This is a genomic window from Novosphingobium sp. 550D, from assembly GCF_057401885.1.
Genome location: NZ_CM171613.1, coordinates 2,787,142 through 2,808,697, shown reverse-complemented (window position 1 = coordinate 2,808,697; position 21,556 = coordinate 2,787,142). Strand labels below are relative to the sequence as shown.

17 protein-coding genes, 2 tRNA genes and 1 riboswitch are annotated in these 21,556 nt (G+C 60.1%); of the genes, 14 read left to right on the top strand and 5 right to left on the bottom strand.

Going from position 1 to position 21,556, the window contains the following annotated elements:
• Positions 1–174: 174 nt before the first annotated feature.
• Both lon and AC2S2E_RS13270 read left to right on the top strand, forming a co-directional pair.
• Positions 175–2,616, top strand: coding sequence for an endopeptidase La (gene lon, locus AC2S2E_RS13275; RefSeq protein ID WP_486522661.1), 2,442 nt, complete (start codon positions 175–177; stop codon positions 2,614–2,616).
• 231 nt (positions 2,617–2,847) lie between these two features.
• The gene (locus tag AC2S2E_RS13270; RefSeq protein ID WP_486522660.1) at positions 2,848–3,120 is read left to right on the top strand and encodes an HU family DNA-binding protein; all 273 of its coding nucleotides are present in this window, start codon (positions 2,848–2,850) and stop codon (positions 3,118–3,120) included.
• Between the two features lie 112 nt (positions 3,121–3,232).
• On the opposite strand, the gene rlmB is transcribed toward AC2S2E_RS13270, so the two are convergent.
• Positions 3,233–4,063 (bottom strand): 23S rRNA (guanosine(2251)-2'-O)-methyltransferase RlmB, encoded by an 831-nt coding sequence (gene rlmB, locus AC2S2E_RS13265; protein ID WP_476103665.1) that lies wholly within the window; start codon positions 4,061–4,063, stop codon positions 3,233–3,235.
• A gap of 167 nt (positions 4,064–4,230) precedes the next feature.
• Here rlmB and AC2S2E_RS13260 point away from each other — a divergent pair.
• The 3 genes from AC2S2E_RS13260 to add all read left to right on the top strand — a co-directional run bounded on the left by AC2S2E_RS13260 (position 4,231) and on the right by add (position 5,861).
• Positions 4,231–4,316 (top strand) — tRNA-Tyr (locus AC2S2E_RS13260).
• Between the two features lie 228 nt (positions 4,317–4,544).
• Positions 4,545–4,630: transfer RNA gene (locus AC2S2E_RS13255), tRNA-Tyr, on the top strand.
• A gap of 124 nt (positions 4,631–4,754) precedes the next feature.
• Positions 4,755–5,861 (top strand): adenosine deaminase, encoded by a 1,107-nt coding sequence (gene add / locus AC2S2E_RS13250; RefSeq protein WP_486522659.1) that lies wholly within the window; start codon positions 4,755–4,757, stop codon positions 5,859–5,861.
• Positions 5,862–5,867: 6 nt separating this feature from the next.
• Here add and AC2S2E_RS13245 read toward each other — a convergent pair whose 3' ends face one another.
• Positions 5,868–6,479, bottom strand: a complete 612-nt coding sequence (locus tag AC2S2E_RS13245; protein ID WP_486522658.1) for an FKBP-type peptidyl-prolyl cis-trans isomerase — start codon at positions 6,477–6,479, stop codon at positions 5,868–5,870.
• Positions 6,480–6,674: 195 nt separating this feature from the next.
• Between AC2S2E_RS13245 and AC2S2E_RS13240 the strand changes: the two genes are divergently transcribed.
• The 8 genes from AC2S2E_RS13240 (at position 6,675) to pnuC (ending at position 17,636) form a co-directional block, all read left to right on the top strand.
• Complete coding sequence (locus tag AC2S2E_RS13240; protein WP_486522657.1) at positions 6,675–7,706, top strand: sensor domain-containing diguanylate cyclase; 1,032 nt, start codon at positions 6,675–6,677, stop codon at positions 7,704–7,706.
• 136 nt (positions 7,707–7,842) lie between these two features.
• A complete protein-coding gene (locus tag AC2S2E_RS13235; RefSeq protein ID WP_486522656.1) occupies positions 7,843–9,114 on the top strand; it encodes a class I SAM-dependent methyltransferase in 1,272 nt (423 codons plus the stop codon).
• A gap of 89 nt (positions 9,115–9,203) precedes the next feature.
• Positions 9,204–10,484, top strand: coding sequence for a cation:proton antiporter (locus AC2S2E_RS13230; RefSeq protein WP_486522655.1), 1,281 nt, complete (start codon positions 9,204–9,206; stop codon positions 10,482–10,484).
• Between the two features lie 32 nt (positions 10,485–10,516).
• Positions 10,517–12,001: a DUF389 domain-containing protein gene (locus AC2S2E_RS13225; RefSeq protein ID WP_486522654.1), complete on the top strand. Its 1,485-nt coding sequence runs from the start codon at positions 10,517–10,519 to the stop codon at positions 11,999–12,001.
• Between the two features lie 51 nt (positions 12,002–12,052).
• On the top strand, positions 12,053–13,342 hold the full coding sequence (locus AC2S2E_RS13220; protein ID WP_486522653.1) for a chloride channel protein: 1,290 nt from the start codon (positions 12,053–12,055) through the stop codon (positions 13,340–13,342).
• Between the two features lie 122 nt (positions 13,343–13,464).
• Positions 13,465–13,574, top strand: a riboswitch (TPP riboswitch).
• 116 nt (positions 13,575–13,690) lie between these two features.
• Entirely contained in the window at positions 13,691–15,934 is a 2,244-nt protein-coding gene (locus AC2S2E_RS13215) for a TonB-dependent receptor (protein ID WP_486524603.1), read from the top strand.
• Positions 15,934–17,085 carry a phosphotransferase enzyme family protein gene (locus AC2S2E_RS13210; RefSeq protein ID WP_486522652.1) on the top strand — a complete coding sequence of 384 codons (1,152 nt, stop codon included), beginning with the start codon at positions 15,934–15,936 and terminating at the stop codon, positions 17,083–17,085. The genes AC2S2E_RS13215 and AC2S2E_RS13210 overlap by 1 nt, the downstream gene beginning before the upstream one ends.
• Positions 17,085–17,636, top strand: coding sequence for a nicotinamide riboside transporter PnuC (gene pnuC / locus AC2S2E_RS13205; protein ID WP_486522651.1), 552 nt, complete (start codon positions 17,085–17,087; stop codon positions 17,634–17,636). The genes AC2S2E_RS13210 and pnuC overlap by 1 nt, the downstream gene beginning before the upstream one ends.
• A 75-nt stretch (positions 17,637–17,711) precedes the next feature.
• Here pnuC and AC2S2E_RS13200 read toward each other — a convergent pair whose 3' ends face one another.
• A complete protein-coding gene (locus tag AC2S2E_RS13200) occupies positions 17,712–18,245 on the bottom strand; it encodes a hypothetical protein (protein WP_486522650.1) in 534 nt (177 codons plus the stop codon).
• Between the two features lie 136 nt (positions 18,246–18,381).
• On the opposite strand from AC2S2E_RS13200, the gene AC2S2E_RS13195 reads away from it, so the two are divergent.
• Positions 18,382–19,299 carry a hydrogen peroxide-inducible genes activator gene (locus AC2S2E_RS13195; protein ID WP_486522649.1) on the top strand — a complete coding sequence of 306 codons (918 nt, stop codon included), beginning with the start codon at positions 18,382–18,384 and terminating at the stop codon, positions 19,297–19,299.
• 47 nt (positions 19,300–19,346) lie between these two features.
• Here the strand turns inward: AC2S2E_RS13195 and AC2S2E_RS13190 are convergent, their stop codons facing one another.
• Together AC2S2E_RS13190 and AC2S2E_RS13185 are read right to left on the bottom strand one after the other, a co-directional pair.
• Positions 19,347–21,146 carry a putative bifunctional diguanylate cyclase/phosphodiesterase gene (locus tag AC2S2E_RS13190; RefSeq protein WP_486522648.1) on the bottom strand — a complete coding sequence of 600 codons (1,800 nt, stop codon included), beginning with the start codon at positions 21,144–21,146 and terminating at the stop codon, positions 19,347–19,349.
• Complete coding sequence (locus AC2S2E_RS13185) at positions 21,143–21,412, bottom strand: MHYT domain-containing protein (protein ID WP_486522647.1); 270 nt, start codon at positions 21,410–21,412, stop codon at positions 21,143–21,145. Before AC2S2E_RS13185 ends, AC2S2E_RS13190 begins: the two co-directional genes overlap by 4 nt.
• Positions 21,413–21,556: the final 144 nt, after the last annotated feature.

Below are 21,556 nucleotides of genomic sequence, written 5' to 3'. Positions count from 1 at the left end.
AAGGCCCTGCATCCTGACCCGGTTTTGCCGCCGGGGCCGTGATGCGGGGCCTTTGATTTTGAAGGCTGGGCATAAGTTGGCTCTTTTTCCCCATTGCGCCGCGCGCATCTGCTCCCCATATCCTCAAAAACAACGCAGGGCCGCCGTTCTTGGGCGCAACCCGAATGGAAGATTATGACCGACGAGAACACTCCCTCGAATGAGATCCAGCCGCTGCCTTCGCTGCTGCCCATGCTGCCGCTGCGCGATATTGTGGTATTTCCCGGCATGGTTGTGCCGCTGTTTGTGGGCCGCGAAAAATCGGTGGCCGCGCTTGAAGCCGCAATGGCGGGCGACAAGGATATCTTTCTGCTTGCCCAGCTTGATCCGGGTTGCGATGATCCGCATGCCGATGATCTCTATGATGTCGGCGTGGTGGCGACGGTGCTGCAATTGCTGAAATTGCCGGACGGCACGGTGCGCGTTCTGGTCGAGGGCACGCGTCGCGCCCGCATGGTCGCCTTGACCGAGGAAGACGAGATGCTGCGCGCCGAACTGGCGCCGGTGGAAAGCGCCGAGGCCGAAGGGCCGGAAGTCGCCGCCATGATGCGCAGCGTGGTCGATCAGTTCGGCGAATATGCCAAGCTGAACAAGAAACTCTCGCAGGATGCGGGCGATCAGCTTTCCGAGATCGAGGATGCCTCGGCTCTGGCCGATCAGATCGCCAGCCATATCAGCGCCAAGGTGGCCGACAAGCAGGCCCTGCTGTCGGAAACCGATCCGTTGAAGCGGCTGGAAATGGTCTATGGCTTCATGGAAGGCGAACTGGGCGTTTTGCAGGTTGAGCGCCGTATCCGTGGCCGCGTCAAGCGCCAGATGGAAAAGACCCAGCGCGAATATTACCTCAACGAACAGTTGAAGGCGATCCAGAGCGAGTTGGGCGGCGGCGATGAAAGCGGGGCGAACGAAATCGCCGAGCTGCAAGAGCGCATCAACAAGCTCAAGCTCTCCAAGGAAGCGCGGACCAAGGCCGAGACGGAACTCAAGAAGCTGAAGACCATGCAGCCGATGAGCGCCGAGGCGACCGTCGTGCGCAATTATCTCGATGTGCTGCTGGGCCTGCCTTGGGGCAAGAAGAGCAAGTTGAAGAAGGACATTGGCGCGGCGCAGGCCGTTCTCGATGCCGATCACTATGCTCTGGACAAGGTCAAGGACCGCATCATCGAATATCTGGCGGTGCAGGCGCGGACCAACAAGCTCAAAGGTCCGATCCTGTGCCTCGTCGGCCCGCCGGGCGTGGGCAAAACCTCGCTGGGCAAGAGCATCGCCAAGGCTTGCGGGCGCGAATTTATCCGGCAATCGCTGGGCGGCGTGCGTGATGAGGCCGAAATCCGCGGCCACCGCCGGACCTATATCGGCTCTATGCCGGGCAAGATCGTGTCCAATCTGAAAAAGGCGGGGACGAGCAATCCGCTGTTCCTGCTCGACGAGATTGACAAGCTGGGGCAGGATTTCCGCGGCGATCCGGCCTCGGCGCTGCTCGAAGTGCTGGACCCGGAACAGAATGCCAAGTTCCAGGATCACTATCTGGAACTGGACATTGATCTGTCGGACATCATGTTCGTCTGCACGGCCAACAGCCTGAACCTGCCCCAGCCGCTGCTGGACCGTATGGAGATCATCCGTCTGGAAGGTTACACGGAGGATGAAAAGGTCGAGATTGCCGAGCGCCATCTGGTACGCAAGCAGGTCGAAGCCCATGGGTTGAAGAAGGGCGAGTTCACGCTGACCGAAGGTGGTTTGCGCGACCTGATCCGCTATTACACCCGTGAGGCGGGCGTGCGTACGTTGGAGCGCGAAGTTGCCCGTCTGGCCCGCAAGAGCCTGCGCAAGATACTGGAAGGCAAGGAAAAGAGCGTGGTAATCACGCCCGAAAACCTGGCTGATTTTGCCGGTGTCCGCAAATTCCGCCATGGCGTTTCGGACGAGGAAAACCAGATTGGCGCGGTGACGGGTCTGGCATGGACCGAGGTGGGCGGCGAATTGCTGACCATCGAAAGCGTGACTGTGCCGGGCAAGGGCGCGGTCAAGACCACCGGCAAGCTGGGCGAGGTCATGAGCGAGAGCGTCCAGATGGCGTTCTCCTTCGTAAAGGCCCGCGCGCCTGCTTATGGGATCAAGCCTTCGATCTTCAACCGCAAGGATCTGCACATCCACTTGCCCGAAGGCGCGGTGCCCAAGGATGGACCGTCGGCGGGCATTGGCATGGTCACGGCCATGGTTTCCACGCTGACGGGCATTCCGGTGCGCGCCGATGTGGCGATGACGGGCGAAGTCACGTTGCGCGGTCGCGTTCTGGCGATTGGCGGCCTCAAGGAAAAGTTGCTTGCCGCCCTTCGCGGCGGCATCAAGACCGTGTTGATCCCCGAAGAGAACGCCAAGGATCTGGCCGAGATCCCGGCCAATATCCGCGAAGGTCTTGAGATCGTGCCGGTCAGCCATGTCGATCAGGTTCTGGCCCGCGCGTTGGCCGAAGTGCCGCAGGCGATCGAATGGACCGAAGCCGACGACCTGGCCAGCCAGCCCGGCGCGGCCCCGGCGGGTGGCTCGGCGCCTTCTACTGCGACTGCACACTGATAATTGCTGCAACGCCGCGACTCGGATGTGTCATCCGGGTCGCGGAATGCGCTTGATGTGCGATGGGATGATTTCTATCTCGCTTCGTCGAAAATCCCCGTATTCTCGGGGATAATTGCGGGTTTTTAACCGTATTTCGCTTTGACAGGGCGTTTAAAAATCGCTCAATTCCGCCCGCTGTCGAGGCGACTCAAACAGACATTTTTCAACGTCCTTTCTGGGGGTACCCAAATGAATAAGAACGAACTGATCGGCGCTGTTGCCGAAGCCAGCGGCCTTACCCGCAACGATGCGACCAAGGCCGTCGAAGGCGTGTTCGATGCTATCACTGCTGCTCTGAAGTCGGGCGACGAAGTTCGCCTCGTGGGCTTTGGCACTTTTTCGGTGGCCAAGCGCAAGGCTTCGACCGGCCGCAACCCCCGCACCGGTGAGCCTCTGGCAATTTCGGCCTCGGCCCAGCCCAAGTTCAAGGCTGGCAAGGGCCTGAAGGACGCGGTGAACTGATCACCGGCGCCTGACTGCTGAATGGCTGAACCGCCTCGCAGCCATAAGCAGAAAGAAAAACGCCGCCTCGGATTGCTCCGGGCGGCGTTTTTGTTGGTCGGGTAAAGGGGGCTTATTCCTCACCCTCACGCGTGGCCACGGCGTAAAGCGCGATGGCGGCGGCGTTGGACACGTTGAGCGATTCCATCGCTTCGCTGATGGGCAGGCGGGCCAGCGCGTCGCAATGCTGTGCAATGTTCTGGCGCATGCCTTCGCCTTCGGCGCCCAACACCAATGCGACGGGGCCGGCGGTCATGGCCTGCGACAAGGTGGCATCGGCCTCACCGGCAAGGCCGATGCGCCAATAACCGGCCTCGGCGATTTCTTCGAGCGCGCGGGCCAGATTGACCACGCGGACCCATGGCACGATTTCCAGAGCGCCGCTGGCCGACTTGGCAAGCGTGCCCGATTCGGGTGGCGCGTGGCGGTCCTGGGTGACGATACAGGCCGCATTGAAGGCGGCGGCGGAACGCAGGATGGCCCCGACATTGTGCGGATCGGTCACCTGATCCAGCACGATGACCGGACGCGAGGGATCGCCATCCAGCACGTCATCGAGATAGATATCCTCCAACCCGTCGCATTCCAGAACCAGCCCCTGATGCGGCGCATCGCGCGCGACAAGGCGACCCAGATCGGCGGCCTGCGCATATTCGACCGTGAAATCAGCGGGCAACTCGCCATCCAGATTCGCGATGGCTTCACGCGTGGCCCACAATTTACGGTGGCGACGGTCGGGATTCTTCAGCGCGGCTTCGACGGCATGATGGCCCCACAGGCGCACCGCGCCCGCGCTGGCGCGGCCAGAACCGCGGCCGCCCTTGTTCCGCCCCGCGCGGCCACGCAGCGCCTTGCCTTTTCCACGCCCGCTTTGGGGAGTGTCGTCGTCGCTGTGGCGGCTCATGAAATTGTCCTTTCTCGTAAAAATTTCCCCGCCTTTGCCAATTCGAGTGTTGACAGGCAAGGGCAAGATCCGCATAGGCGCGGTCCTCGGCTGAACGGCCCCGCAAAAAGGGGCCTTTCGGGGGGAAACCCCCAGGCTTGATTGCCTCGTAAGAGGTTTGACGGTGTGGACAGGTGGCCGAGTGGTTAATGGCAGCAGACTGTAAATCTGCCCGCGAGAGCGTACGCTAGTTCGAATCTAGCCCTGTCCACCACCGTTACAAACTTCCCATGAGAATCATGCGCTTTTTAGCGGCTCGTCATGCGTGTCCGTCACAGAGGTATTTTTCAACAGCCTATTTCCGACACGCAATTTTGGCATGTTGACAGACGCATTCAACATGCCCATAGGCGCGGTCCTCGGCTGAACGGCTCTGTGCAAACAGAGCCATTCTGGGGGGAGACCCCCAAGCTTGATTGCCTTGAAAGAGGTTTGACGGTGTGGACAGGTGGCCGAGTGGTTAAAGGCAGCAGACTGTAAATCTGCCCGCGCAAGCGTACGCTAGTTCGAATCTAGCCCTGTCCACCACCGTTGCTTTACCCCGCAAAATCGGTGCGCTCATTTCCGTAATGGGCTGTTGCACAAAGCATGTTTGACCTGTGGCCGCGCCGCGTCGACACAGGCGCCAACGGATTTGGCAACAGGGGCAAATATGGATCGGCGTGGTTTTGCAACGGGTATGGTTTGTGCAGCGGCCATGATGGGCCGGGCGGGCGCGGTGGCGCCGATCAAGGATCCGGCCATCGCCAAATTCATCGTCGACATGCCCAAGGCCGAATATCACGTCCATCTGGAGGGCACGCTGGAGGCGGAGATGAAATTCGCTCTGGCGCGGCGCAACGGGTTGCAATTGCCCTTTGCCGATGTGGCGGCGATGAAGGCCAGCTATCGCTATCACGATCTGCCAAGCTTTCTGGCCATCTATTATGACGGGATGAAGGTGCTGCTCAAAGAGCAGGACTTTTACGATCTTGCCTATGCCTATCTGAGCAAGGCGGCGGCGCAGAATGTAATCTACACCGAAATGTTCTTTGACCCGCAGGAGCATATGAAGCGCGGCGTGCCGATGGGCGTGGTGATCGGCGGCATCACGCGGGCGCGGCGCGACGCGATGGCCAAACTGGGCATTCGTTCCCAACTGATCCTGTGCTTCGTGCGCGACCTGTCGGCGCAAAGCGCGATGGAGGCTCTGGATGCCGGATTGGCGTTCAAGAGCGACCTGATCGGCGTCGGGCTGGATTCCGATGAGGCGGGCAATCCGCCGGAAAAATTCCGCGAACATTTCGCCAAGGCGCGGGCAAATGGTTTGCATGTTACCGCCCATTGCGACATCGATCAGGAAGATACGCTGGGCCATATACGCACCGCGCTGCTGGACCTGAAGGTGGACCGGATCGACCATGGTGGCAATATCGTGCAATCGCCCGAACTGGTGACCATCGCGCGGCAGAAGGGGATTTCCTTTACCGTATGCCCGACCTTTTCCGGCACGTTGCGCAAGGGGATGGAAACGCCCGTCGATGTCGTGCGCAAGATGATGGATGCCGGGTTGAAAGTGACGATCTCGTCAGACGACCCAGCCTATATGGGCAGCGAGTATATCAACGATGTGTTGATCCGCGCAGTCGATCGCAGCGGTTTAAGCAAGAGCGAATTGATCACCATCGCCCGCAATGGTTTCGAGGCGGCTTGGCTGCCACAGGCGGACAAGGATGCGATGCTGGGCAAACTGGCGGCCTATGTGAAGGCCGCCAGCTAACGGGGCTTATTGCTGGGGCGGCGTAGTCGGCGCGGCGGGAGCTTCTGAGGCAGCGGCGCGAGCCTTGCGGATGGCGTCAATTTCGGCAGCGGTCTTGTAATCGATCAACTCGACCTGAAACACCAGATCGGAATTGGCCGGGATGGGGCCTGCTTCCTGCGAACCATAACCCATGGCGGCGGGGATGCAGAAGCGGGCGATGCCGTTCTTGCCCACCATCTGAAGCCCCTTGGAAAAACCGGGGATCACGCCGCTGACCGGAAAGGTGGCCTTGGTGTTCTGATCGAACACGGCGCCGGTTGCCGCCAGATAGCCGATGTAATTGACCAGCACGTAATCCTCTGCCGCAGGCTTGGCGCCGGGGGCGTCGCGCAGGATCGTATAGCCAAGGCCATCGGCGGTCTTGGCGCTGCACAAACGCTGGCCAGCGGGCAGGATCGGGTTGAGCGGCAAGGGGATGATGTCATTGGTGGCCTTGACCACCGATGTTGCGGGTTTGGCCGCTGCCTTGGCGACGGGCTTGCGCGCCGGTGCGGCCTGAAGAGAGAGCGGGACCAGCAGCATGGGCAGGACCACAAGCGGGGCGAGGGGCGACAAAGCGCGGAACGAAAGCGTCATGGCCAAATCTATAGGCAGGATGCCCGCCCGCAATCAAGGCGGCGGCGCATAATCCTATGGGCGAAGGATTGGTTCGCTCCATCGTCGTTGATGATGAAATTCATGGTTAAATTTCGGGAAATCCACCCGTCCTTTGGGGCAATGGTCGTGACGGCATAATGGGTCAGCACCGCACGATCAGCATAAGGAACAATCATGTCGCACGAATTGCTGGTCCAGATTTCGGATACTTTGATGAGCGCGCAAACCGTTGAAGAACTTACGCGTCCTTTGTTGGCTATGCTGGAATTGGTAACGGGTCTGGAAAGCACCTATTTAACCCGCGTTGACGAGGACGCCGGGGTGCAGACGGTCATTTATGCGCGCAACACACGGCAAATGCAGATACCCGAAGGTATCATAGTGCCCTGGGATGACACTTTGTGCAAACGCGCGCTGGATGAAGGGCGGCCCTTCACCGAGGATGTTTCGGCCTGTTGGGGCGATTCCGAAGCGGCGCAGGCACTGGGCATATGCACCTATCTGTCAACGCCCCTGCGTCTGGAAGACGGCAGCCTGTTCGGAACATTATGCGCCGCCAGTGCCGAGCGCCGCCCCATCTCGTCCGAAAGCCAACAGATCCTTGCCCTGTTCGGCCAGTTGATCCAGCAGCACATACAGCGCGAACATATGATGGAGCGGCTCAAACAAGCCAATCGCCAGCTTGAAAGCTTTTGCTTTACCGACACGTTGACCGGCCTTCCCAATCGCCGCTTTATCTTTCAGGAGTTGTCACGCCTGTTCGGTCTGGCCCAGCGGGAAGGGCGCAAGGTGCTATTGGCCTTTATCGATCTTGATGGGTTCAAACAGATCAATGACACCTATGGCCACGAAACCGGCGACGCTTTCCTGATCGAGGTGGGCAAGCGCCTTTCCGCAGGTATGCGCAGCAGCGATCTGTTTGGGCGTCTGGGCGGGGATGAATTCGTGCTGGCCGGACTGGCCCCGGCGCTGGACACTGATGATGGCGCCCCTGTCGCCGGTATGCGTAAACGGATCTCCGCCCTGATCGAGGGGGACTATGATTTACCCGCCTGCCGCTTTTACTATCCTGGCGCCAGCCTTGGCATCATCAGCGCCGATCCGCAGCATTTGACCACGGATCAGGCCCTGCAAAAGGCCGATGCCGCCATGTATCTGGAAAAGCGTGAGAGAAAGGAGAGGCGGGAACCAGCGCTCATACCCTGATACAGGGCTGGAGCGGTCATTACGACTATGGTATATTCCGGATGTTTCCTGCTGCGAAATAAACAAATCGCGGCCATTCGTCGGAACCAATTTCGCCTTTGCGGAATTGATATGCGACGGGATGAAAGGACGAAACATGTGGTTGCTTGATCGCTTCCTTCGTCGTTCCATCCGCACCGGGCCATTACAGATTACCGATGCGGACGGACGGGTCTATCATTACGGCACCGGCGCGGGTGCTCCATTGCATCTTCGCTTTACCGACAAACGAACGGCGGCCCATATCGCGCGCCATCCATCACTTGGCGCGGGTGAAGCCTATATGCGCGGATGGCTGGTGGTGGAACCGCCCCATGACATCCGCGATCTGATCCTGATGATCGGCGCAGAGGTCAAGGCCGCCAAGGGCCATATGGAGGCGCCGGGCCGGATGCGGCAATGGATTGACCGCGTGGCATGGCGTCTGGACCAATTCAATGACCGCCATCGTTCCAGCAAGAACGTTCGCCATCACTATGACCTGACCCGACAATTCTACGAAATGTTCCTGGACGAGGATCGCCAATATACGATGGCCTATTTCGCCCAGCCGCAGGTCGGGCTGGAACAGGCGCAATTGGAGAAAAAGGCGCTGATCGCGGCCAAGCTCGCCCTGCCGACCGATGCGCGCGGGATGCGGGTGCTGGACATTGGCTGCGGGTGGGGCGGGTTGGCGCTCTATCTCAACCGCAATTACGGTTGCGAGGTTCTGGGCATTTCGCTGGCCCCCGATCAGGTGAAATTCGCACAGGAACGGGCGCAGGCCGCAGGCGTTGCCGACAAAGTGCAATTCCGGCTGGTGGATTATCGCGATCTGACGGACAAATTTGATCGGATTACCAGTGTCGGGATGATCGAACACGTCGGCGCGCGTCATTTTGATGAATATTTCGGCCATACGTTTGATCGACTGGCCGATGACGGTATCATGTTGACCCATACGATTGGGCGCACCGGACGGCCCGGCTATACCGACGCATGGACGCGCAAATATATCTTTCCGGGCGGCTATATCCCGGCCATGAGCGAGTTGGTCGGCGCGATTGAGCGCACCGGCTGGCAATTGGGCGATGTTGAAATCCTGCGCTATCACTATGCCCATACGCTGGCCGAATGGTATCGGCGCACCACGCTGCATGCGGACAAGATTACCGCCATGTATGACGAGCCGATGCTGCGTATGTGGCAATTCTATCTGGCCGGGGCCGAACAGGCGTTCCGACAGGGCAGCATGGTCAATTTCCACATTCAGAGCGTCAAGCGTCAGGATGTTCTGCCCATGACGCGGGACTATATCGCGGACGAAATGCGCCGCCTTCTGGCCAAAGAGGCGCCGCCGGTGTGGCACCTTGCGCCAAAGGTCGCCTAAAAGAGGCATAGTAAAGGTTCGGTTTTGCTGGACAAGCATGCCGGGGGCATCAAAATGGGCCTCGACAGATACGATAGAGAGGCCTTGCCGTGTCCCCGACATTCTCCCCCTTTGACGCAGCGGCGGTATTGATCGTGGCGGCGGCGGTGTTGGGTTACGCCAACCACCGCTGGCTGCGTTTGCCCGCTTCGGTCGGGTTGACGGTGATGGGGGCGATTGCCTCTCTGCTGGTGCTGGTGGTTGACCGGTTGATGCCGTCCAGCCAGCTTGCGCCGCAATTCAACGCTTTTCTGGGACAACTCGATTTCCATCGCACCCTGATGGAGGGGATGTTGTCCTTCCTGCTGTTCGCCGGGGCGTTGCATGTCGATTGGTCGCACATGCGCAAAGGGCGCTGGCCCATCATCATTTTCAGCACAATTGGCGTGTTGATCTCGACCATGGTGGTGGGTTTTGCCTTTTGGCTGGCGGCCGGCTGGCTGGGGGTCATGGTGCCGCTTGGCTGGGCGCTGGTCTTTGGCGCCTTGATCAGCCCGACCGATCCGGTTGCCGTCATGGCCGTGATGAAGCGCGCCGCCATGCCCCCGACGCTTCAGGCGACGGTGGCGGGGGAAAGCCTGTTCAATGACGGCGTGGGCGTGGTGGTTTTCACCATCCTTCTGGCCATCGCGACGGGCGGCGAGGAGTTCCACCTGTCCCACGCGGCGATGGATTTCCTTCAGGAAGCGGGCGGCGGGGCCTTGCTCGGCCTGATCATCGGCTGGATCGCCTTTCGCGCCATGCGCAGCATCGATGAATATAATATCGAGGTGATGATTTCTTTGGCCGTGGTGATGGGCGGATACAGCCTTGGCATGGCGCTGCATATCAGCGGGCCGGTGGCGATGGCGGTTGCGGGCCTTGTGATCGGCAATGCGGGCGTCGCCCATGCGATGAGCGATGTGACGCAGGACTATCTGCTCAAATTCTGGGCCTTGATTGACGAGATTCTCAATGCCGTGCTGTTCCTGCTGATCGGGCTGGAAGTGATCGCGATTGCGCCACATCTGTCTTTGCTGGCGCTGGGGGTGATTTCGATCGTTCTGGTCATGGCGGGGCGCGTGATTTCGGTGGGCGTGCCCTTGGTGGCGATGCGGCGCATGATCGATATGGGGCCGCTGGCCTTGCCGACATTGGTCTGGGGCGGGCTGCGCGGAGGCATTTCGGTGGCTCTGGCCTTGTCCTTGCCCGACAGCCCGATCCGCAGCGCCATTCTGGCGGCGACCTATATCGTCGTCCTGTTTGCCGTTATCGTACAGGGCGGAAGCATCGGCGCGTTGATCGAACGGATCAAACAGCGTCATGGCGTAACAGGGGAAACGGTGCATTGAGAAACTGGCACCAACGGCTGCGCTATTGGCGGGTGAAACTGGCCCATCTCGTGCTCTTGCCGGACATGAGCGACGAGGAAGCCGCCGCAATCCGCCAGCAGGTTGAGGATGACGGGCGACTGTCGCGCGGTTTTGCGCTGATGTGCGGGCTGGCGGCGGGCATTGCCATGCTGGGCCTGTTGCAATCCTCGACGGCGGTGGTGATCGGGGCGATGCTTGTTTCGCCGTTGATGGGGCCGATTGCGGCGCTGGGTTTTGGGTTTGCCGCGCTCGACGGCCATCGCATACGTGACGCGGCCAAGGTGGTGGCGGTTGGCGCGGCCATCGGTATTCTGACCGGCATCCTGATCACCTGGCTCAGCCCGATACGGAATGCCACGCCGGAAATCATCGCGCGGACCCAGCCGACCTTGCTCGATCTGGTGGTGGCTTTGCTCTCCGGGCTGGCCGGGGGCTATGCCTCGGTGATGAAAAAGGGTGGGACCGCGATTGGCGTTTCCATCGCAACGGCGCTTATGCCGCCTTTGGCAACCGTGGGCTATGGCCTTGCCGTGTGGCAGCCCGCCTTTGCCATCGGCGCCTTGTTACTTTTTCTTACCAACCTTTCGGCCATCGCTTTTGCCTTTGCGTTGGTGGCCCGGCTCAGCGGCGCGGCCTTGCCCGACCGTGATGTGGACTGGTCGCCGCGCTATGTTTTGGCCGGGCTTGGCGCTTTTGCGGTACTGGCCGTTCCGCTGGGCCTGACGCTGTCGCAGGTCAGCCGCGAGGCCGGTCTGCGCAAGACCGCAAGGGCCGCCATTGCCAAGGCCACCGATGGCGCCAACAGCCGCATTGCCCAATTAGACGTGACATGGCCGCTGCTGGGTGATCCAGAGGTGAGCGCGCTGGTGGTGACGCCGCGTTATTCCCGCGATGCCGATGATGTGTTGCGCAAGGCGTTGATTGCCGATGGGGCGGAAAAAGTAACGGTCAAGCTGCAACAGGTGCTGGCCGCGGACTTGCCCGCCCAGACGCAGGCAATGGTTGATGCCGCGATGGAGCGTACTGCGGCGGGGATCGCCGCCGATGTTCCGCCCTATGCACGTATTCGCGCCGCAATTGGTTTGCCCACCTCATCGCTATGGATGAACCGAACGGAACGCACGGTCTTTGTCGCACCTGTCGCCGCGCCGGGGTGGCGGCTGGAGGATTATCGCCGGGTGGAAGTTATGGCCCAACAGGTGGCCGAAGGATGGCATGTCGCCATTGTCCCGCCTGCCAGCGCGAATCTCAACGTCGCTTTGGATGGGCAACAGGATGAAACCGATGCGGTCACGCCGGATCTGGCGGTCTGGGCGGTGACGCGTTGGGGGTTGAACCGCGTTGTGCTTTTGGGCGCGGAGGAAGAAAGCGCCGCCTTTGTTCAGCAATTGCAGAAGGCCGGGATTGCCGTGACGGTGGCGGCGCCATCGAAGACAATCAAGGTTGCGCAAGCGCAATTGCAATTTGCGCCGCCTCCACCCGCCAACGCCCCATAGACGGCCGAGCATTTGCGGCCTAAGGGCCAAGCCTTCCAAGCTTGGCTGAACATGAGGCCCGCTGTGTCGATCTATCGGCAAGCCATCGCATGGTTTGCAAATTTGCGCCGTACCGGGAATTTGAAATCAAGGGTGGCCGCCATCATTGGCGCCATGCTGCTGCCGCTTGTCGCCATCATCTTCGCGCAATGTGGCGAATGGGCGCAGCATCTGTTTATTGCGATGTACCGCCGCGCGTTCTGGTCACCGTTGATCGTGACGCCCGCCCTGTTCATGGCGGTTGTGTGGTGTACGCGGCGCTATTGGCCCTTGGCACGCGCCTCCGGCATTCCGCAGGTGATGGCGGCCTGTCACAAACCTGATGGGGCAAAGGCCAAGGCCTTGCTGTCGCCCACGACCGCATTGGCCAAATTCTTTGGCACAATCCTGATCCTTCTGGCCGGTGGTTCGGCGGGGCGCGAAGGGCCGACGGTCCAGATCAGCGCCGCCATCATGGTGGCGGTAAACCGCATCCTTCGCATTCCCGTGACCAGCGGCGTGGTGATTGCAGGCGGCGCGGCAGGTGTGGCGGCGGCGTTCAACACGCCCTTGGCCGGGGTGGCCTTTGCGATTGAGGAACTGGCGTCGGCCTTTGAGCAAAAGGTCGCGGTGCAGGTGATGGCCGCGGTGATGATCGCCGGTCTGGTCAGTCTGGGCCTGTCGGGTGACTATGTCTATTTCGGGGCGATGAGCACCCGGCTGGACCTTCATGCCATGTTGCTGGTCGTGCCTCTGGCCGGGGTGATCGGGGGCGTGCTGGGCGGATTGTTTTCGCGTGTGATGGTGGCGATGGCTTGGTCCGGGGCGCCTTGGCTGGTGCGGATCAAGGCGCGTCCGCTGCTTCTGGCCGGGGGTTGCGGTTTGATCGTCGCCTTGACCGGAATTGCCAGTGGCGGCCTGTCATGGGGCACGGGGTATGAAACCACGCGCGCCTTGCTCGAAGGGCATCAGGCATCGCTGTTGTTCGGTCCGGCAAAGCTGATTTCGACGATGGCCACGGCCATCAGCGGGGCACCGGGGGGCATTTTCGCGCCCACCCTCTCGGTTGGCGCCGGTTTGGGGCAGGCCTTGTCGATGGCCTTTCCCGAACATTCCAGCGGGGCCATCGTGGTGCTGGGCATTGTGGGCTATTTTGCCGGGGTGGTGCGGGCGCCCCTGACGGCGATCATCATCGTGATGGAAATGACTGCCGACCGGGGGATGATCCTGCCTCTGTTCGGCACGGCGTTGATCGCGGATTGGGTCAGCTCTTTGGTGTGCCGCCCCAAACTCTATCACGCGCTCTCGCTCAGTTTTCGCTGAAAGCCATCCGGCCAGCACCATCGGGGCGTAGTGTTGCTATGCCCAAAATGTCGCAGTCGATCATCGTTGTTGCATCGCATGCGCAACAGGACTTCCCACAAGCCCAAAGAACGCCTAGAGGCCGCGCATCCCCGGGGGGCCGCTGTTGCGCGGCTGAGAGGTGGTCAGCAGACCACGACCCGCTGAACCTGATCCGGTTGACACCGGCGTAGGGAGGGTTGGCGGCCAGTCCGTTGTCTCTCCCGTTGGAGTGCGCGAGACGTGGAAAAGATGATGGCTGCCGATTTGATCCGTTTGCGTTTGCTGGGGGGCTGCGGGCGCGCGCTGGCGCTTTCGATGGCGGTTTCCATGGCCGGCTTTGCGACGCAGGTCCATGCGGCAGAAGCCGATGATCCGGCCGTCATCCGCGTGACCGGTCATCCCGATCCCGAAGGTCTATTGCCCGACCAGACCGCGCCCAAGGCGATCAGCGCGATTTCGTCCGATTTCATCATCAAGCAGGCCCCGACGCTCAACGCGTTCCAATTGGTCAGCCTGCTGCCCGGCGCGAATGTGTCGTCCACCGATCCCTACGGCCTTTCGGCAACCTCCAGCCTGACCCTGCGCGGGATGGGGCAGGATCAGATCGGCGTGTTGATGGAAGGCGCGCCGCAGAATGACATCGGCTATTATTATGCCTATCCATCGCAATTTGCGGACGCGGAAAACATCCGTCAGGTCGCCCTGACGCAAGGCGCGGTGGATATGGATTCGCCGACATTGGGCGCGACGGGCGGGCTGTTGTCGCTGACGCTGGATGATCCGGCCAAGAAGCGGGGGGCTTTGGTCAATTTCTCGCTGGGTTCGTATAATGAACGGCGCGGCTTTGTCCGCTTCGACACCGGCACTATCGGCAACAGCGGCTTGCGCGCCTTTGTGTCCTATTCGAACAATCGCGCCGACAATTGGCGCGGGGCGGGCTATGATCTGCGCAACCATATTGACGGCAAATTGCTGAAGGAATGGGGGCAGGGCAATCGCGCCAGTCTCGCCGTCTCGTTCAACGAGGCCAAGACTTCGACCTATCCCAGCCCCTCTCTGGCCGATTGGAAAGCCTATGGGCGCGGATATAATTTCGAGAAGAATTATACGGTTGGCGATACAAGTTACTGGCGTTTCTATCGTGCGCCGTTCCGCAATATCTATCTCTCGGCCCCGGTGCATATTCAGATCAACGACCGTTTGACGTTGGACACCACGACGTATCTGCAATGGGGTTACGGCAATTCGCCCTATGGGATGCAATTGACCACCACGGGCAATTATCTGGGCACCGAGGAATTGACCCAGCCGATCAATCTGCCCGGCGCGGATGCTTCGGGTCTGGCCACGGTTCTGGGCAATTGGACCGGCAATCAGTTTCGCGCCGGCAATGTGACGAAATTGATGTTGCAGGTGGGCGCGCATCGTCTGACGGGCGGGATCTGGTTCGATTACGGCAATGACCGTGTACAGCAGACCTACACCCCGGTGGGCAGCGATGGGCAGCCGGCCGACGAATGGGGCTATCCCGCCAATGCGATCCGCACCGCCGATGGTCGCTTGCTGGCCTATGAGAATATACGGACGGTGACAGTGTCCAAGGCGTTCTTTGTGGCCGACAGCATCACGATCAGCGACCGTTTGACCGCCGACATTGGTTTCAAGGGCGTCGATGCCTTGCGCAGCGGGCGCAATTTCCTGCCCGGTCCGCAATCGGGGGTGCGGTTTGAAAAGTTCGCCGCCTTGCCGCGTGCCGCGCTGCATTACCGGATCGATGACCGCCAGCAGGTCTTTGCCAATATCACCACCAATTTCCGCGCGCCCAATGAGTTCACTCTCTATAACACCTATGATTATGGCGCGGTGAGCACGCGGGGGACGACTGACCTCAAAAACGAATATTCGGTGTCTCAGGAACTGGGCTATCGTTATATCGGACCTAACCTTTCGTTCTCAATGACCGGATTTCATTACCATTTCCGCAACCGACAGGTCGCAACCGTCGTGAACAGCGGCGGCGCTCTGGTCAATTCGACGATCAATGGCGGCAGCCAGACTTCCTATGGTCTGGATGGCGAAATCGACTGGCGACCGGCCAAGGGCGTCAGTCTTTATGTTTCGGGCGAATATCTGCACACGCGGATCGACAGCGATTTGCCGGTCAATGGCGATTGGCTGCCCACCAAGGGCAAGCGCGCGGGTGCCGCGCCCGCCTATCAGTTTGGCGTAGGCAGCACCTATGACGATGGCCTGTTGTTTGGCAGCACGGCGCTGAAATATGTCGCGCGCCAATATTCGACCTTTATGAATGACGAGAGCATTCCCGGCTATGCCACGCTTGATCTGTCATTGGGCGTCCATCTGGCCAAGCTGGTCGATGGTAAGCGCACCGATTTGCGCGTCAACGCCATCAACATCACCAATCCGCGCGTCCTGTCGGGTGTGCAGAGCTTTGGCATGAATGCGCAGGACACCGTTGGGCGCAATGGCTCGGTCATTTCCGGCTATGCTCCGACCTATTATATCGGCGGCGGGCGCGCCTTTGTGGCGACCATCTCGCGCGCGTTCTGATGTCCGCCAACGCGCCTGCATCGGATCATTTGGTCCACGGCATGGGTAAAGTGCTTGAACCCCCCGCCTGGCCAGCGATCAACGCTGGTGAGGCGGAGGCCGTTCTGGCCCATTTCCCGCAGGCGGGGCGCGTGATTGCGCTGCCATGGCATTCGCCGCGTCCGTTTTCGGCGGCGGCAAGGGTTGAGGCCGAGGGTGGCACTTTCATCCTGAAGCGGCACCATCAGACCCTGCGTTCCGTTGATGGCTTGACGCAGGAACACCGCTTTATGGCGCATTTGCGCAAGGGCGGGGTGAGCGTGCCGGAGGTCATGGCGCAGGCGGCGGGCGATGTGGGGGCCTTGGGGCTGGGGGAGTGGACCTATGAACTCCATCGCGCATCGCCCGGCGCGGATCTCTATCGCGACAGGCATTCATGGACGGGTTTTCTGTCCATGGATCATGCCCGCGCTGCCGGTCATGCTTTGGCGCGGCTTCATTTGGCGGCGCGCGATTATGATGCGCCGCCGCGTGGGGCGGACCCGTTGATCGCCAGTTTTACCATCGTGCCCGCCGCCGATTGGCGCGGCGCGGCGCAGGCCTATATCGCGGCGCGGCCTGCCTTGGCGCGTTATCTGCGGGCGCGCGACTGGCAGGGGGAACTGGCTGGGATCTTTGCACAGTTTGGCCATGGGCTTTGCGATAGGCTGGCGGGCCAAGCTGCGCTGTGGACGCATAATGACTGGCATCCCTCCAACCTGCTCTGGTCTGCGCAGGGAGAGGTTGCGACGGTCTTTGACTTAGGCCTTGCGACGCAAACCTGCGCTTTGCACGATCTGGCCACGGCGATTGAGCGTTGCGCTATTCCATGGCTTGACTTGGGCAATGATGCGCCGATGGAGGGGGATGTCGCGACGGCGCTTGTCTTGGTTCAAGCCTATTGTGAGATAGCGCCGTTAAGTACTTCTGATTTAGTAACCTTGCTTGATCTCTTGCCTTTGGTCCATATCGAATTTGCGATGTCCGAGGTCGACTATTTCGCGGGCATTCTCAAGGATGAGGCGCAAGCGTCGATGGCGTGGGATGACTATCTGATCGGCCATGCGCGGTGGTTCGGGTCGGACAATGGCCAATCCTTTCTGCGGCAATTGCGCGAAGGGATGGGGCTATAATGTCCGTTCTGGAAATCATCGGGGTCGTGGTCAGTTTTCTGGGCATATGGCTGACCGCGCGACGGGTGATGGTGTGCTGGCCGGTCAACCTGATGGCCTGCGCGCTTTATTTCAAACTGTTCCTCGATGAACGGCTCTATGCTGACATGGCGCTTCAGGCGGTCTTTGGCGTGGCGATAGTCTATGGCTGGATCGCCTGGCTGAAAGGGCGGGGCGGGGATGGGCAGGTGATCGTGCAGCCGTTGAGCAACCATTCCGCGCTGGGTGGATTGGCTTTGGGGGCGATTGGCGCCGTCTCGATCGGTTGGTTCACCAGCCATTATACGGACGCCGCCATCCCGTGGATGGATGCCGGGCTCAGCAGCTTCAGCCTTGTTGCCCAATATTGGACGGCGCGACGTCATGCGGCAAGTTGGCTGCTGTGGATCGTGGTTGATGTGCTTTATGTCGGCATGTTCATTTTCAAAGGGCTGTTCCTGACCGCCGGTCTTTACGCAGCGATGGTGGTTCTGGCCATCATTGGCTATCGTCGTTGGAAATCATCAGTTTGAATTAGATTCTTCATTAAAAAATGAAGATGTGGCGTCGGAAATCCTGTTTGAAGCATTCCCGACGCCTGCAATCCGTCAAGCCGAAGGCTTGGCCTGTTTGGCCGCGGCATCCAGTTCGGCGGCGGTAAGTGAAATGAAAAGGCCCTGAGCACCAAGCCCAAAGGCTTTTTTGGTCAGCGAGACCGGTCCGGCGGCGCGGTCAATGATGATCAGGTCTGGTTTCACTTCCTTGATCGTGCCAACCGGCGTGCCCGCCTTGCCCTTTACTTCGGCGCCGACGACCATGGCGGCCTCAAGCGCGGCGGCCGACTTTTGCGCCGATACGGCGACCTGCTCGTCGATCTGGGCCTTGGTCATCGTCACCATCGGGCCCTTGGCATTGGTGCCAAAGGCGCTCTTGGGCAATGCCGCCTTGCTGGCACCGGTGTTGATGACGATGGCATCGTTGGAAATGCTCTCGATCTTGCCGACTTCGCCGCCTTGCGGGTCATAGGTCATGGCGCCAACGACCAGCGCCGAGGATGCCGCCGCCTGTGGGGCCTGAGCAAACGCCGTGGCGGGCGCAATCAGCCCAACAGAGGCCACCAGAGCGAAATAGGGAACCTTCACGTGTCATCTCCTGTTCCATTGAGAGGGTTGGCTGTGCTGCCTTGTTCATGGACAGGCCACAGGATGCAGTTCAGTTTCCGATAGGTCCAATTGAAAGGTTGTGGACGAATTGATTGATATTATCTATCAACGATGAATGTTGTCCTTCCGCCAATTGCAATATCTGGTCGCCGTCGCTGATCATCAAAGCTTTCGCCGGGCCGCGATCTATCTCCATGTTTCCCAACCGACGTTAAGCCTTCAATTGCAGAAGATGGAGGAAAGCCTTGGGGTCCGTCTGATTGATCGCTCCATGACGCCGGTGCGGCCAACGCCGGTTGGCAAGGAAATCGTGGCACGCGCGCGTAAACTCTTGCTCGACCTCAACGACCTTGAGGAAACGGCAAGGCGCAGCGTGGGGGAACTGGTCGGAACGATCAGCCTTGGCGTTTCTCCGACGCTTGGCCCTTATCTGTTGCCGGGGATTGTCGGCATACTGAAACAGGAAATGCCCGACCTTCGCCTGCATATTCGCGAGGGGATCCCCAATGACCAGATGTTTGAGTTGCGCAGCGGGGCGCTCGACATGGTTCTGACGCCTCTGGCGCTGGGCGGGGCGGATCTGCACGTTGAGCCTTTGTTCGATGAAAAGCTCTATCTGGTCGCGCCGCCCGACCATGCTCTTGCGGCCCGGTCGCATTTGAAACGCGCCGATCTGGTCGGCATTCAGGCGCTGAGCATCGATCCGCGTTACCCGTTTCATCAACAAACGCGTGAGATTTGCGATGAATTGGGGCTGGAACTGCTCGACGATTATGAAGGGACCAGCCTCGACAGCCTGTGCCAGATGTGCGCGTCAGGTTTGGGTTTGGCCATCCTGCCCGAACTTTATTTGCGTTCAGAAATTGGCGGAAAAAACATCATCACGCCATTGATAATTGAGGATTGGTCCTATGCGCGTTCCGTCGCGGCCATTTGGCGCCATGACTCGGTCTATAGCGAAAACTATGCCGAGGTGGCGCAGATCATCAAACGCGAGGCAGGGCATTTGCTGAGCGGCAATATGATGGCGTGACGAACAGGCCCGGCTGGCATGTATGCGCCAACCGGGCCAAACATATCTCAGGCGGCGGTGCTTACATCTCCCGCGCCGTTGGAGGGCTGCTCCGCCAGAATGATAGGGATATATTGAGCGGTGGTTTGAGGATATCCGAAAAGGAACCCCTGCACCTCGTCACAGCCTTCGCGTTTTAGGACGCCCAACTGGCTTGCCGTCTCAATCCCTTCGGCCAGAACGGGGATGGCCAGACTTTTGCCCAGCGCCAGAACCGCGCGGACAATGGCGACGGCTTGCGGGCTGTTTTCCAGTTCAGAAACGAACAGGCGGTCAAGCTTGATCTTGTCAAAAGGAAAGGCGCGCAGGGTTTCCAGACTGGAATAGCCGGTTCCGAAATCGTCGAGGGCAACGCCTACGCCCATCGCCTTGATCTGACGCAGGACGTGCAGCGCGCGGTCGCGGTCGGCCATGATGGCGGATTCGGTCAATTCGATTTCCAGACGGCGCGGCGGCAGGCCGGTGTCCATCAGAATCTGGTGAAACAGCCGTGGCAGGTCGGCATGCGACAATTGCATGGGCGATACGTTGACCGCCACGCGGGCGCCATGATCCCATTTTACCGCATCGCTGCACGCCCGGCGCATCACCCATTCGCCCAGTTGCAGGATCAGGCCGTTTTCCTCGGCAATCGGAATGAACACCGCCGGAGGGATCGCGCCGCGTTCCGGATGGGTCCAGCGCAGCAGGGCCTCGTAACCCGTGACGTCCGACGTCACGAGCGAGGTCTGGACCTGATAATGCAGCTCCAACTGGTTCAAGCCGATAGCCTGACGCAAGTCATTGGCCAGATCACGGCGTTCACGGATCGCATCGTCCAAAACCGCATCGTAATAGCATGGTTCAGGCGCTCGGCGGCTCTTGGCGCGATACATGGCCATGTCGGCATTGTTGGTCAACGTGTCGGCCGCATCGGCATCATCGGGATAGATGGCAACGCCAATGCTGGCCCCGACGCATGTATCGAATGTGCTGATTTCCAGCGGCTTTTCCAGCGCCTGTTTGATCCGTCCCGTAAAATTGGCCAGTGCGGGGCGGTTGTCAAAACGGATCAGTCCGACAAATTCATCGCCGCCCAATCGGGCAATCATCTGATTGCGCCCCAATTCGGCGGTCATGCGCCGCGCCAGTGTAATCAGTACATCGTCACCGACCTTGTGGCCGTGAATATCGTTGATTTCCTTGAAACGGTTAAGGTCAATGGCCACCACGCCCAGCTTTGTCCCGGTAACCCGCGCCACTTCGATCTGGCGTTTAAGCTCATCCTGAAAGCTGATGCGATTGGGCAGGCCCGTCAGCGCATCGTTCATCGCCATATGGTGCAGGCGGCTCATCGCGTCGGAACGCGTCCAACGGTCGATCAACGCGGCAAAGACACCGACCGCAATCACCAGCAGACCGACAATCGCCGTGGCCAGAGCCAGCGCTTCCATCTGCTGCGGTTCCATCGGCGCGGCGCTGATGCGCAGTGGGGTGATGTGCAGCGCGGTCATGGCGGTAAAATGCAAAGTCGCAATCGCCAAGACCAGCAGCGCCGTGGACAGGGGCGCACGATAGGTCGCAAGGCGGCTTTGTTGGGATGCGATCATCGCGGCGGCGGAAAACAGGACCGAACCAAGCACGGCCGCGATCACATATTCCTTGCGCCACGCCACGATCCCATCGACGCGATAGGCCATCATCCCGCAGAAATGCATGACCGCAATGGCCAGCCCTATCAGTACGCCCCCCGCTCCGGCATAGGCTGCGGACTTCTTCCACGTGGCAATGGCAAAGCCTGCGCCCGTGCCCATCGTGGCGGCAATCAACGAAACGATGGTAAAAAAACGGGGTCCAAATGGACCGGCACGCCGGCACGATAGGCCAACATCGCAACAAAATGGGTGCACCAAATGGTTGCACCGGCGCCCACCGATGTTAGAAAGAGCCAGGCGATGCGTTGGCCTCCCGATGTAGCCTGGGCGCGGGTAAACATCTGAATGACGGCAAAAGCGCCAACACGGCATACAAATACAGCCAATGCGACCAACCAAGGGTCGTGTTCGGTTGCAATGCACAAGGCAACGTTGATCATGAGAGGGGAGATCCAGCAAGCTTAGGGGGACGCTCGCTGATCGCATGTACCCACGCTGGTTAGATGTGCGGCGTTAAAATTGGGTGAAACGCTGGTTCGCACGAACAATGTTTAGGTGATTATCCTAATGTTACTTTTCAATAG